At 43.8% G+C, this 13193-nt stretch carries 13 protein-coding genes; 9 read left to right on the top strand and 4 right to left on the bottom strand.

The window, feature by feature from the left end; genetic code table 11:
• Positions 1–203 precede the first annotated feature (203 nt).
• The gene (locus J2T19_RS15305; protein ID WP_307217162.1) at positions 204–1070 is read left to right on the top strand and encodes a helix-turn-helix domain-containing protein; all 867 of its coding nucleotides are present in this window, start codon (positions 204–206) and stop codon (positions 1068–1070) included.
• Positions 1071–1215: 145 nt separating this feature from the next.
• Here the strand turns inward: J2T19_RS15305 and J2T19_RS15300 are convergent, their stop codons facing one another.
• From J2T19_RS15300 to J2T19_RS15285, 4 genes are all read right to left on the bottom strand, one after another.
• The gene (locus tag J2T19_RS15300) at positions 1216–1404 is read right to left on the bottom strand and encodes a YdeI/OmpD-associated family protein (RefSeq protein ID WP_307217160.1); all 189 of its coding nucleotides are present in this window, start codon (positions 1402–1404) and stop codon (positions 1216–1218) included.
• 21 nt (positions 1405–1425) lie between these two features.
• Positions 1426–1935 carry a DinB family protein gene (locus J2T19_RS15295; protein WP_307217157.1) on the bottom strand — a complete coding sequence of 170 codons (510 nt, stop codon included), beginning with the start codon at positions 1933–1935 and terminating at the stop codon, positions 1426–1428.
• 81 nt (positions 1936–2016) lie between these two features.
• Positions 2017–2958 (bottom strand): helix-turn-helix transcriptional regulator, encoded by a 942-nt coding sequence (locus J2T19_RS15290; protein WP_307217155.1) that lies wholly within the window; start codon positions 2956–2958, stop codon positions 2017–2019.
• Between the two features lie 288 nt (positions 2959–3246).
• Positions 3247–4164 carry an ArsR/SmtB family transcription factor gene (locus tag J2T19_RS15285; protein ID WP_307217153.1) on the bottom strand — a complete coding sequence of 306 codons (918 nt, stop codon included), beginning with the start codon at positions 4162–4164 and terminating at the stop codon, positions 3247–3249.
• Between the two features lie 556 nt (positions 4165–4720).
• Here J2T19_RS15285 and J2T19_RS15280 point away from each other — a divergent pair.
• From J2T19_RS15280 to J2T19_RS15245, 8 genes are all read left to right on the top strand, one after another.
• Positions 4721–6064 carry an ABC transporter substrate-binding protein gene (locus tag J2T19_RS15280; RefSeq protein ID WP_307217151.1) on the top strand — a complete coding sequence of 448 codons (1344 nt, stop codon included), beginning with the start codon at positions 4721–4723 and terminating at the stop codon, positions 6062–6064.
• A gap of 183 nt (positions 6065–6247) precedes the next feature.
• The gene (locus J2T19_RS15275) at positions 6248–7138 is read left to right on the top strand and encodes a carbohydrate ABC transporter permease (RefSeq protein WP_128100633.1); all 891 of its coding nucleotides are present in this window, start codon (positions 6248–6250) and stop codon (positions 7136–7138) included.
• A gap of 27 nt (positions 7139–7165) precedes the next feature.
• Complete coding sequence (locus J2T19_RS15270) at positions 7166–8008, top strand: carbohydrate ABC transporter permease (RefSeq protein WP_307217148.1); 843 nt, start codon at positions 7166–7168, stop codon at positions 8006–8008.
• Between the two features lie 53 nt (positions 8009–8061).
• Positions 8062–9483 (top strand): arabinan endo-1,5-alpha-L-arabinosidase, encoded by a 1422-nt coding sequence (locus J2T19_RS15265; RefSeq protein WP_307217146.1) that lies wholly within the window; start codon positions 8062–8064, stop codon positions 9481–9483.
• A gap of 481 nt (positions 9484–9964) precedes the next feature.
• Positions 9965–10948 (top strand): glycoside hydrolase family 43 protein, encoded by a 984-nt coding sequence (locus J2T19_RS15260; protein ID WP_307217144.1) that lies wholly within the window; start codon positions 9965–9967, stop codon positions 10946–10948.
• Between the two features lie 214 nt (positions 10949–11162).
• Positions 11163–12008, top strand: a complete 846-nt coding sequence (locus tag J2T19_RS15255) for an EcsC family protein (RefSeq protein ID WP_307217143.1) — start codon at positions 11163–11165, stop codon at positions 12006–12008.
• 37 nt (positions 12009–12045) lie between these two features.
• Entirely contained in the window at positions 12046–12534 is a 489-nt protein-coding gene (locus J2T19_RS15250; protein ID WP_307217141.1) for a prolyl-tRNA synthetase associated domain-containing protein, read from the top strand.
• A gap of 521 nt (positions 12535–13055) precedes the next feature.
• Positions 13056–13193: transposase (locus J2T19_RS15245; protein ID WP_307217648.1), on the top strand; the 138-nt coding region annotated here is incomplete at its 3' end.

Genomic DNA, 13193 nt, shown 5'->3' with positions numbered 1-13193 from the left:
TTAGGCTCCTGTTCATATGAAAGTTAGGGATGAATTAAGGCGAATTTGCGATTTTGAGCTACCGTCTGGCGTGCACTCTTTATTCGCTGTGCCTTGTTACAAGGGAAAGTATAGTGGTTACAACCGTCCTTTACCTTGATTTTTCGGACTTGGAGTAGCATGATATAGACATACGAACCCAACATTGTTCGGAGGGACTGCTTTTGAGTAATGCATATTTGAGATGGTTTACGTCAGATGAGGAATTCCCGTTTTTCATTCAATATGGTGGGCATGAGACAGATATGGAGCTTCACAATCATATGGATTTTACAGAGCTCGTGATTGTTTTGAATGGTCATGCGACTCATGTTGTGAATAACGAGGAGTTTTTTATCAAAAAGGGAAATGTATTTGTGATCAATGGCGAAACACATCATGCGTATATCGACCCTCATGATTTTAAAATATGTAATATAATGTTCAGACCTGACATGCTTTCATCGACCGGTCCTGATCTGAGGAAATCAAATGGGTTTCAAGCATTGTTTGTGTTGGAACCGTTTTATCGTAATATTCACTCGTTCCCCAGTGTACTTGCCCTATCCATTGCTAACCTGGAGTATATTGAAGCGCTGATTTCATTCATGGTTAAAGAATACGAGACGAAGCAGCAAGGGTATCAGACGATGCTGATTGCACGTCTAACAGAGATGGCAGTGTATTTGTCGAGACAGTATGATACCAGGGAGAAAGGCGGTAGGGGGAATAATCTGTTGCATCTAGCCAATGCCATCTCTTATATCGAAGATCAGTATCTTAAGCCATTATCGCTGGAGGATATTGCGGGAAAATCGAATATATCGATCAGGCATCTCAATCGGATTTTTCGATCCTATTATCAGATGACGCCTATTTCCTATGTGCATAAGCTGCGTCTGGAGAAGGCGTGTCATTTACTGAAAAATAGCAATCTATCCATTACTCAAATCTCATATGATTGCGGATTTAATGACAGTAATTATTTTACGCGCCAGTTTAAGAAAGCCTACGGTGTGTCCCCTAAGAACTACAGGCAAAATTTGAGCTGAGCGAATAAGAGGATCCCCCTCACATGGGAGATCCTCTTATTCTATTTTCGTGATATCGGTGGAATTTTCATCGTGATAATTGAAAAGCCGTCCATGATCATGCCACTGACCGTACATCTGGTTTGCTGCCGTATGGGCGATCAATTTATCCAATCTGTGCTGGAATATCAATCCAACCATAACATAACGACTCTTCTACGGCATCCAAGTACAACAGAGTGTCTGGGCTTGGTTTGAGACTAATGGTTACCCAGCAACACGTCTCGGTTCGACCATGCTCATGTAGCCAAAATCTTAATTCTTTTCTCGTTGTAACAGCCAAATGATTTTTCATTTCCACAGTTCATACCATCATCTAATCTATAGCAGGTTTTGTATACCAGAAAAGACTGTAGTCATTCATGACAGAAGCATGGCCTAATTGACGTAGCATCGTAGAAATATTCCCCCGATGGTACGTTCCATGATTGATCAGATGGAAGATGATCTCCGCAAGACTAGTATTTCGAATTCCCGCGAATGGATTGTCCAGCAGAATTGTTTGTTCCAGATCGGTGTGCTCTTGAAACCAAGCTGCATATTGTTTTGATAACTCCATATATCGCCGGCTATAATCCTCCACAGAATCATAAATCTCTTCATTGCGGGGCATGCACATTTGTAGCGCTTCAGGCATACTAACCCCCGTTAATACCAGATACCACATTTGATCAACTGCATACATATGACTTAATGCGTGAGCGATGGAGCGGAAAGAACTATTCACCTCTTGGTGCAAAACGCTGTCTGGCAATTCTTGAATTCTCCCTAAAATGGTTTGTGTAGCCCATGTGTGATACGAATACATTTCTTCTGGATGGTTCAAGCGATCATCTCCTTAGAATAGTCGTGAAGTGCAACTAACTTACTGAGATGATTATAAAAAAAGAAGTATGACAACAGCATGTCATACTTCTTCAATGGTTTTTTGATAAGGTTTAAGCGCGTTCTGAAGCTCTTCTCGCAGGATATTTCGCAGCTCGACAGGTTCAAGCACCTCTGCACCACTACCTAAACTTAACAGAAACGAACACAACCAACGGGCTTTCAATGGCTGATGAACTGCGATTCGCATCGTCATGCTTCCATCATTATGAAATTGTTTATCGGCTTGTTGGAAATGATCCATGGCTTCCGAAAGTGCCTCCGGATTAACCTTAAATACAACTTCGGTTGTCTGACTGTGAAGTGTGGTGTCCGATTGAATCCTTGATTCAACTATCGGTTCAATCCTAGTGGTATGGGGTTGGAATGTGTCAGAACTTAAGCTTACGTTCATCATCCGGGACAGTCGGAACTCCCGATAATCCTGGCGTGCCAGACAGAATCCATATACATACCAATTGCGATATTTAAAGTGGAGTCTAATAGGTTCTATGCGACGAGAGGTGCGTTCATTCTTGGTGTTAATATAATCGAATTGGATAATCCGATATTCTGTGATTCCTGTTCGCAGATAGGGAAGGGCATCAGGTTCCGTGCGGCGTGTTTCCAAATCTATGGATAAACTTGGGGACTGATGCTCCGACCCAATCGTTTGTAGTCGCTCAATCGTTCCCTGTACTCGTCCGTCATCAAAGACAGTGGAAAGACTGCTGAGAACGGTAATGAGGGAATTCACATCGTATGAGCCAAGCAAGCTTTTATCCATTTTATATCCATCGATGATGCCATACCCGCCTTTAAGTCCTTGATGAGAGACGACGGGGAAGCCGGCTGCACAGATCACATCAATGTCTCGGTAGATCGTTCTTGGAGAAACTTGAAACTCTTCCGCTAGTGTAGAAGCCGACAATACTTCATGGTTCAAGAGCTTGAATATGATTGAGATTAAACGTTCCAATTTCATCTTGTATCCCGCCCAGTACCTCATTTTTGTTAGTGCAGGCCATATTATATCACAGTGAATTGAACAACAAGGGTATTGCCCTATAAATATCTCAAGGTAAGTCATTAATTATGGTGCTTATAGTTACGCAGCTATAACGTGAGATGAAAAAACAAAAAAGAGTGCTGATCCGCACTCTTTCTAAGCCGCGATATTATTACGCCAAACAGTAATGTGAAGCGGTAATATCCTAGCAGTGATGTTAAGAAGCTTGGTTGCTTAGAATATTAGCGTTATTTCAAACTTGTGCTAGTCTTCATGTACGTTATAGAGCACCCGGGCGAGTAGACCTTGGCCGTAATTTCCGAAATGTTTGCCAAAGATCGTAAGACCCCGTTTGTTGACAGGTTCTTCTGTCACCGCAATGCGGAAGAGGATGTCGCTTTTGTAGTCCAGCCCAATATCATCTAACGTAACATCCGAAATGCGACAGCCGTCGATATAGCTACCTTCCTGCGTGATACGGATCAACTTCAGCATGCCGTACTGATTAAGGTGAGGCGGCCACCAGTCTGGATTAAACGTCCCGCGTGTATTGCCAAAATCACCTGGACTCGTCCAGCAACCAATCTCGATACCGTTGATGTAAAAGTAAATATCCGAAGGGTAGTTATCGCAATAGCCAGGTGATTCCGAACCAAGCTCCATAGAGAGTTGAATCTCACTAAATGACTGATTCGGTTTCAGATAATTAGGAATGCGATACTCCAAATAACCTTCCGCAAGCCAAATCATCTCCGCATCAATGCGTAATGGATCTGCGAAATAACGTGGGTCATCGAATTCCCCAACGATACTGTCCCGCGTCGCAAGTCCACAAGTAGGAGCAGCCTGATAATCACTGTAATGTCCCACTTGAATCTCTACCTCATAACGGTTGCTAATCTCCTGCGAACGCAGATCCACCATCAGCTTCTCCTCATTGAGATAGCAAATTTTCTGGATTCCGTGCTTGCCCACAGCCGTATTTATTTCAATTAAACCGCTCTCCTCCAGCTTTTTGATATGCATTGTAATTGCTCCATTGCTAAGTCCCAGCTTGGTCGCAAGATCATTGAGATTAAGGCTCTGGTTCTTCGCCAGTAGTTCAATGATCTGTATCCGAATCTCCGAACTGAGGGCTTTGAAGATGTTCACACCCGACTTCAGATCCTTAATATATATCATATGTGTTGGTCCTTTCCCCGTTCTGAACACGCACTGTTAAGTAGTTAGTGCACATTTCTATATTTTATTTTAGATAAGTATAAATGATTATAAGATAGATGGGAAGGGCAGAGACAGAGAGCCTATCTTCTTTAATATCGTACGATTCATTATTAAAATGAAGGTACATTTCTCAATATAGTATTCCATAAAAACATTTAAATTGTTTCATTAATCTTTGAAATAAACCGTTGAAAAATACTGTAACCGCTTTTATAATCCTATTATACCTAAAATAATTTAATCCTTCATGAATCAAATTGACCATTTGGTTAAGAAAAGTTCGAAACTTCCCTCTATCACCTCCCCGGTGTCCAAATTTCAAATGAAGAAAATCGCAGGTGAATCCACGATTACAAACCCTAAAGAATACCCCAAAACTCATTTTATTTTAAAAAAATATAAAATGTTTTAATAAAGTATTGACTAAAGGGATTGTTATTTGATAAATTTATCAACAGAAATCTTATTTCACGCAATTGAATACGGTTACAAATTCAGATCAGGAGGGGTTCAGATGTTAAAGAAAAAGAGTTGGGTCACGTTTATGCTTCTTATGCTGGTTACTGCACTTGTCTTAGCAGGTTGCGGTGGAGATAGCGGAGGGGCAAGTGGTGATAAAGAACTGACATTTATGTTCCGAGGCGGTACAGATGAACAGAAGGCTTATCAAGCGGTCGTCAAAAAGTTTGAAGAAGAGAATCCTGGCATCAAAGTTAAATTGATTGTAACGGCTGCGGATCAATATGCTACCAAGCTGAGAGCAGCGATCACGGGCAATAGCTTGCCAGATATTTTTTATTTTAACCCTGGTGACGTGAAAGCGTATGTGAACAGTAATGTATTGATGAATCTGACTCCTTATGTTGAAAATAACCCGGATGTAGACTTGGATAATATCTGGAAATATGGTTTGGATTTATATCGTTATGATGGCCAAATGGCAGGACAAGGAGACCTTTACGGTATGCCGAAAGATTTGGGACCATTCGCACTTGGATATAACAAAACACTATTTGAAAAAGAAGGCATTCCACTCCCAGACAAAGACAAGCCATATACGTGGGATGAGTTCATTCAAGTGAATCAGCAAGTAACGAAGGATACGAACGGAGACGGCAAACCGGATGTATTTGGTACAGGTTTCAACGTGAACTGGGCACTTCAATCCTTCGTATGGAGTAATGGTGCTGACTGGTTGGATGAGAGCAAAACGAAAGTAACGATTGATGATCCGAAATTTGCGGAAGCGCTACAATTTTTCGCAGACATGCAGAACAAATACAAAATCACACCTTCAATTGAAGAGGCACAAACTCTGGATACGTACCAACGTTGGATGAAAGGGGAAATGGCATTCTTCCCTGTAGGTCCGTGGGATATGAGTACGTTTGAAACACTACCTTTTGAATATGATCTGCTGCCATTCCCGGCGGGTTCCAGTGGTAAGTCTGCAACGTGGATTGGTTCCCTGGGTATTGGGGTTTCTGCTAAATCGAAACACCCTGAAGAAGCAGCTAAACTGGTGAATTACCTTACCGCTTCTAAGGAAGCAATGAAGCAGCTTGTCGATGCCAAAGTACAGATTCCGAACTTGCTCGATATGGCTGATGAATGGGCTGAAGACACATCAACAAAGCCAGCTAATAAACAGGAATTCATTGATATCGTTGAAGACTATGGTCGCTCTCTTCCAGGAAACTACACGTATAACGCAGAGTGGTATGATCTGTTCTTCACAGATATTCAGCCTGTGCTCGATGGCAAGATTACAGCCGCAGATTATGTGAAACAGCAACAGCCGAAAATGCAGAAGCTGTTAGACAAAGCGATAGAGCAAGAGAAGAAATCTCAGAAATAAGTTAATCAACGAGAGAATGTGAGGCGTTTCGAACAAGAAGCATAGAAGCGACCTGCACAAAGTGGATCAGAGTTAAGATAGTAGTTTCGTATTGCATAGAAAAGCGATGCCAGCAGCCTGCTATCACGCTGCTGGCATCATTTTTCGATTCCATACTTGATATTAGAAACAGGGGTGAGCGCAGTGAATACAAAGTCTAGCTTGTATCGCAAAGAGAGGCTGTACGGATATTTGTTTATTACACCTCCGATTCTCGGTCTGCTGATCTTTGTTCTGTTCCCTTTCCTATATTCGTTGTACGGTTCGTTCACGGATTGGGATGGCTTGGGACAGATGAACTTTATCGGTTTAGCCAATTTCAAGGATTTGCTTACAGATGATCTGTTTTACAAAGCGATGTTTAACACCTTTTATCTGATGCTGGGGATTCCAATTGGATTGTTGCTTGCACTCTTGCTCGCAATGGGCTTGAATCGCAAAATTCCCGGTACAACAACGTTCCGTGTGATCTATTATATTCCGGTTATTTCTTCGCTTGCGGCAGTATCCATCATGTGGAACTGGGCGTACAACGGAGATTACGGATTGGTTAACCAGTTCCTTGCGCTCTTCGGTATTGAAGGGCCTAACTGGCTGGCTAACAAAGACACGGTCAAACCAGCTCTCATTATTATGACGGTGTGGAAAGGTCTAGGATACACGATGTTACTGTATCTGGCTGCTCTACAAAGTGTATCTCGTACATACTACGAGGCGGCTGAGTTGGATGGAGCGAACGGGTTCCAGATCTTCCGTAACATCACCTGGCCGATGGTGAAGCCAGTGACCTTCTTCCTCGTGGTTACCAATATTATTGGTGGCTCCCAGATCTTTACCGAGATGAACATTATGACCCCTACGGGTGGTCCTGAGTATTCATCGGCGTCGATCGTCTTCTACATCTGGCAAAAAGCGTTCAGCAACCTGCAAATGGGTTACGCCTCAGCAATGGCCATGATTCTTGGTGTGTTCATCTTTGTCATTACTTTGGTGCAATTCAAATTAAACGAAAGATCAGCCTATGATGGGGATTGATGGTCAAGGGAAAGGAGTGAACCGGAGATGTCTTACAGTCAAAGAAGGAAAGTAACGAACTCTATTATTTTTATCGTACTCGCGATTGGCGCTATTGCGATGGTTGCCCCATTGATCTGGATGCTGTCCACGTCGTTGAAGGAGAAACAGGATGTATTTGCACTTCCTCCTGTGTGGATTCCAGAAGTGTTCCAATTTGAAAAGTATAAAGAAATTTGGGAAGCTGGTCCGCTGCTCAGCGGGATCAAAAACAGTTTGATCGTGGCAGTCAGTGTCACTGTGATAGGTACGTTTACGTCCAGTATCGCCGCTTTTGCTTTTGCTAAATTGAGATTTCCGCATAAAAACAAACTGTTTCTTGCTCTACTTGCATCCATGATGATTCCTTATCCAACCGTCATGATTCCACAATTCATGATGTTCTCGAAGCTTGGTTGGGTAGATACGCTGTTACCGCTCATTGTACCTGGGTTGTTCGGTAACGTCATTATGATTTTCTTCCTGCGGCAATATCTGCTTAGTGTTCCAGATGCAATTATAGAAGCAGCCAAAATTGATGGAAGCTCGTATTTCCGGCTCTATTCTAGCATCACCTTCCCATTGATCAAACCTGCGATTGCAGCACAGTTAATTCTGTGGTTCATGGGGATCTGGAATGATTATCTGGCTCCAATCATCTATCTGAACTCGCCAGAGAAGCAGACCTTGCAGCTTGTAATAGCCAATTTCAATGCGACCTATGCGATACAGACTGATTATCCGCTTATTATGGCTGCGTCTATCGTTGCGTTGCTCCCAGTACTCATTGTCTTCTTGATCTTCCAGAAGCAGATTATTGAATCTGTTGCGATCTCTGGAGTAAAAGGATGATTAGCTTGAAAAGGCGTGGCTGGAACATAAACAAGAGAGGAGTGTTTGCTTCAATGCTGTTGCTTATGTTGATTGGTGCGACGGGTTGTTCTGGAGAGGGGGCGGAGGCAGAGGTGCCTCGCCCGACCTTCCCTGAGGAACCACAAGATACCGTGCTTTACGATACTTCCATATTGGATGATGAGTCTCGTTGGACAGTAAATAATGCTCACGATCCAGCGATTATCAAAACAGATCAGGGTTACTATGTATATTCCACAGACGTTCGTGTTGCGGGAGAACCTAAACCTGGTGTGATGGTGCGAAAATCACAGGATCTCATCAACTGGACATGGGTTGGTCAAGCCCTACCAGGCATTCCGAAGGAAGCATTGGATTGGACAGGAGCCGTGAATTTATGGGCACCGGATGTTACGAAGGTAGGAGATACGTACCGCATGTATTACTCGGCTTCATCTTTTGGCAGCACGCGGTCAGCCATTGGTTTGCAGACATCCACTTCTCCAGAGGGACCTTGGAAAGATGAAGGACTTGTTGTGCGCACATCAGAGAACGAACAGGATAAGCTAAATGCCATTGATGCGAATCCTGTGTTGGATGCCGACGGCAATCCGTGGATGGTGTACGGTTCATTCTTCGATGGAATTTATATTGCGCCACTTGATCCAGATACGGGGAAGTTCAAGGATGAGGGTTATGGTACTCGCATTGCCGCACGTGATCGGGCAACTGAAGAGGGTGCAGTAGAGGGGCCGTACATTGTTTACCATCCTGAATTCAAAAAGTATTATCTGTTTGTCTCATATGACTCTTTGTTCGAGGATTACAATGTAAGGGTCGCGCGTGCTGATTCAATTACAGGCCCATACACGGATATAAACGGCATGAACATGCTGGATACAGAACATCTACCACAATACGAGATTGGAACTAAGGTAGTAGGTGGTTATCGCTTTACAGAGGGCGAAGGCTGGGTTGCCCCAGGTCATAATTCAGTTTTGCAAGACGGTGACAATTATTACATCGTTCACCATGCAAGAGGTGAGACGGATAAAAACTGGCCATATCTGCATGTGCGCAAAATGTTATGGACGAAGGATGGCTGGCCAGTCGTCTCACCCGAACGTTACGCTGGCGAGACGGTACAGGACATTCCGAAGTCTATGATTGCTGGGGAATGGGAAGGGATGGAGCTCGATCCATCCGTTGACGGACAGGTTCAAGCGTCTCCATTCACCTTACAGCGTAACGGCAAAGTCACAAGCGAAAACGATTCAGGTACGTGGACATTCGATGGAAAACACACACTCACGATTGAGTGGAAGGAACGTAACTCAAATGGAGCATCCACAGAGGAGCTACAACTGCTCCCGTCGTGGGACTGGGAACTGAGCAAGCCAGCTCTTGTGGCCACAGGTCTGAATGACCGCGGCATTGCCGTATGGGGAAAACAACTGAGCGAAGAGCAGGAGTAGTAAGGGAAGGAAGGAGCCGAAGGAGCGTGTTTGTCCTCTGATTTCAACTGCTGGAGAGCAGGTTGAGGGAAATCAGAGGACAAGAAAGCGACGCAGGCCCATCATTCCCCGAAACGTCCGCGCTGCCCTGAGATTTGCTCTGTGCTTGAAATGCAGTCGACCAGGCAATTGGTCGACGGTGCCACATCGAGCCACACGAGTGGTTCGATGAGAACCTTATAGAAGCGCGCATGAATAAGCGCAAAGCTGCACCTTGAAGGGGCATCAAGCAGTGAAGGGGAAGGAAGGAGCCGAAGGAGCGTGTTTGTCATCGGATTTCAACTGCTGGAGAGCAGGTTGAGGGAAATCAGAGGACAAGAAAGCGACGCAGGCCCATCATTCCCCGAAACGTCCGCGCTACCCCTCACGATCTGCTTTGTTCATTTACACCAGCTTATATCGTTCTCTTTACACCAATGCCAAATAGAAAGGAAGTAATCTTATGACACAATCCATTTCATTTACTAATCCTATTCTGGAACAGCGTGCCGATCCGTGGGTGTACCGCCATACGGATGGCTACTATTATTTTTCCGCCTCTGTGCCTGCATTCGACCGGATCGAAATTCGACGTGCACGCACAATTGAGGAACTGAAGGATGCCGAGCCTGTGACGGCTTGGCGCAAGCGTGACACTGGACCGATGAGCGCTAACATCTGGGCGCCTGAGATTCATTATATCGACGGGAAATGGTATATCTATTTTGCCGCAGCACATACCAGTGAGACGAATGAGGGTCTGTTTGATCACCGGATGTACGTACTGGAAAATGAATCTGCGAATCCACTTGAGGGTGAGTGGGTTGAGAAAGGGCAGACGCGGACACGCTGGGAGACCTTTGCTTTGGACGCTACGACGTTTGAGCATCGAGGCATCCGCTATCTCGTCTGGGCACAGAAAGATCCGGATATTCCAGGTAACTCTAACCTATATATCTCCGAGATGGAGAATCCGTGGACACTGCGCGGTGAACAGGTCATGATCTCCACACCAGAGTATGATTGGGAAATCATCGGCTTCAAGGTCAATGAAGGTGCGGCTGTGTTGAACCGGAATGGACGTATTTTCATTGGTTATTCAGCCAGTGCCACAGATTATAACTATTGCATGGGATTACTAACGGCAGATGAGAATGCCGATCTGCTCGATCCAGCAAGCTGGGTGAAATCGCCTGAACCGGTATTCCAGACATGTGAAGAGAACGGCCAGTATGGCCCGGGACACAACAGCTTTACCGTAACACCAGATGGGCAGACGGATATCCTCATTTATCACGCTCGTAACTACAAAGAGATCGAGGGAGATCCACTCTACGATCCTAACCGTCATGCCCGTGCTCAAGTAATCCATTGGAGAGAGGATGGTACACCTGATTTTGGTGTTCCTGTTCCGGATGGTAAAGCTGTAGCTGAAGTGGAACAATAATTAGATAGAATGTGAACGATAGAAATAGCCTTTAGTCAGTATAATAGCTGATTAAAGGCTTTTCTCGTTAATGAAGGAATAGGCAGATCTAACATAACGCATGAATTGAATCCGTTCTTGCACCTTTCACGTATACAACGTATAGATGAAGTTAATATGTAAATAGAACAGCTCTTGCTATAGTTCGATTGATATCATACTAGGAGGACAATATATGGATTCGCGTGAAACTTTGGATCAGGGACTGCAACAGATTCATACATGGGAGAAAGAGCAGAAGGACTTGTTCATTTGGGACAAAATTGGTCGTCTGCCCTTTGCTATGTTGGACAAAGTTATGCCGAAGGCATTGAAAGACAAGATCGGCAACTCGCTTAATGAAGTAGGACAGTATGTACAGTATGGTGGTAAATTTCTCGTTCAGAAGAAGAAGGTAGCGAAGCTGCTACAGGATGAAGCTCAGCGATCAGGTTATTCGATGTTAGGTCATACGGATCGTCTCGAACGGGAAGCTGAGGAAGAGAGTACAGCGAAAATTCACAGTGTCGAGAACCTGCCACTTGAAGTGTTGGATCGTGTAGCTGATAATATCGCTGAGAGTCGTACCAAGTTTGCAGCAGCACAAGGAGCGGCAACAGGCATTGGTGGAATTGTGACGATTGCAGCGGATATTCCGATGGTGATGGGACTTTCTTTGAAAGTGTTACAAGAGATGGCGTTATGTTACGGTTATGATCCGGATGAGCCACAGGAGCGGATTTTCATTGTGAAGTGTCTGCAATTTACATCGGCGGATATCGTAGGCAAGAAGGCAATCCTTGATGAATTGGCAGACTACGAGAATCCTGATAAACAGGTTGAGGTGATGTCGCAAATGCAGGGTTGGCGAGAAGTGTTTGAATCCTATCGTGAATCCTTTGGATGGAAAAAGTTATTTCAACTCATTCCGATTGCAGGTATGATCTTTGGTTCAGTGAGCAATAAAAACACGATTCGGGATGTAGCTGAGACGGGTAAAATGCTGTACAAAAAACGGCTGATTCTGCAACGTTTGAAGTGAAATGGTTAGATGGTCTGCCTGAAAGAGAGGAACAAATATGTTAGACAAACAAGGCTTCTATCAGTTATTAGATAGCCATAATATAAATTACGAAAGTATTGAACATCCAGCAGTATATACGATGGAGGAAATCTTCTCTTTTCAAATTCCGCATACAGAGCATATCGTGAAAAATCTATTTCTACGTGATGATAAAAAAAGAAACTATTATCTGGTGATTATAGCTGGAACGAAGTCGGTTGACTTGAGGAGTTTAAGCGAAACGATTCCTAGCCGCAAACTGAGTTTTGCTAGTGAGAAGGATTTGTTGGAACTTCTCAGACTGGAAAAAGGACATGTAAATCCGATGGGAGTCTTCAATAATACTCAGCAAAACGTAACCGTAGTCTTTGACAAGGATTTAGTCGGTCAAAAAATGGGGATTCATCCCATGGAAAATACAGCGACTGTATTCCTTGAATTTGAAGATGTTAAAGCATTGATTACAGCTCATGGCAGTAGCATCGTCATGTGTGATGTTGACTAGAATGTATGAAGTTCGGCCTGCTGTTTCCCGTTGACTCATGACAAGGGTGGTTGCCACATGGGGAGTAAGGTAAGCAGTATAATGAATAAGTTGGAAGCAAAACGTAAGAAGTAACCAACCAGCTTAACCAAAACAACAAACGTAACCAACAAACATAAGAAAAGGGTTCCTAACGCTCTGTATGTACAGAGTAGCAGGAACCCTTTACTAATGGTATTACTAAATAGCCACCATTCTATCTATCCCCTACCTATCTATGAATTCTAACGAATCTCAGAGGCTTTATTGTGCATATTGAACCTTGTTATGAAGGATTATCTACTCGATATTCTGAAATAACGACACTCAGGTTCGTTAGATCGGGAAATAAGCGGTAATTGTGAATATAAGAGTTGTCAAGTTCGTTAGAACATGGACGGACGGATTTAGAGACAATTAATGTGGTTGACCTGGAACTAGAATAAAAAGTGGACACCCGTTAACGGACAGAAGGATAATAAGGCTAACGGAGGTGTGTCCACATGGGAGAACAGCGGCAACGATACAATGAAGAATTTAAGAAACAAACGGTAAAATTTATTCAAGAACAGACCAAGACACTCGGAGACTTGGCAGAAGAACTCAACATTCCAAAAAGTACATTACACCAGTGGATGGGC

The organism is Paenibacillus tundrae, from assembly GCF_030812775.1.
GTDB lineage: Bacteria > Bacillota > Bacilli > Paenibacillales > Paenibacillaceae > Paenibacillus > Paenibacillus tundrae_A.
Note: the sequence above shows the minus strand (reverse complement) of the source record. Positions and strands in the feature narration are given on the sequence as shown.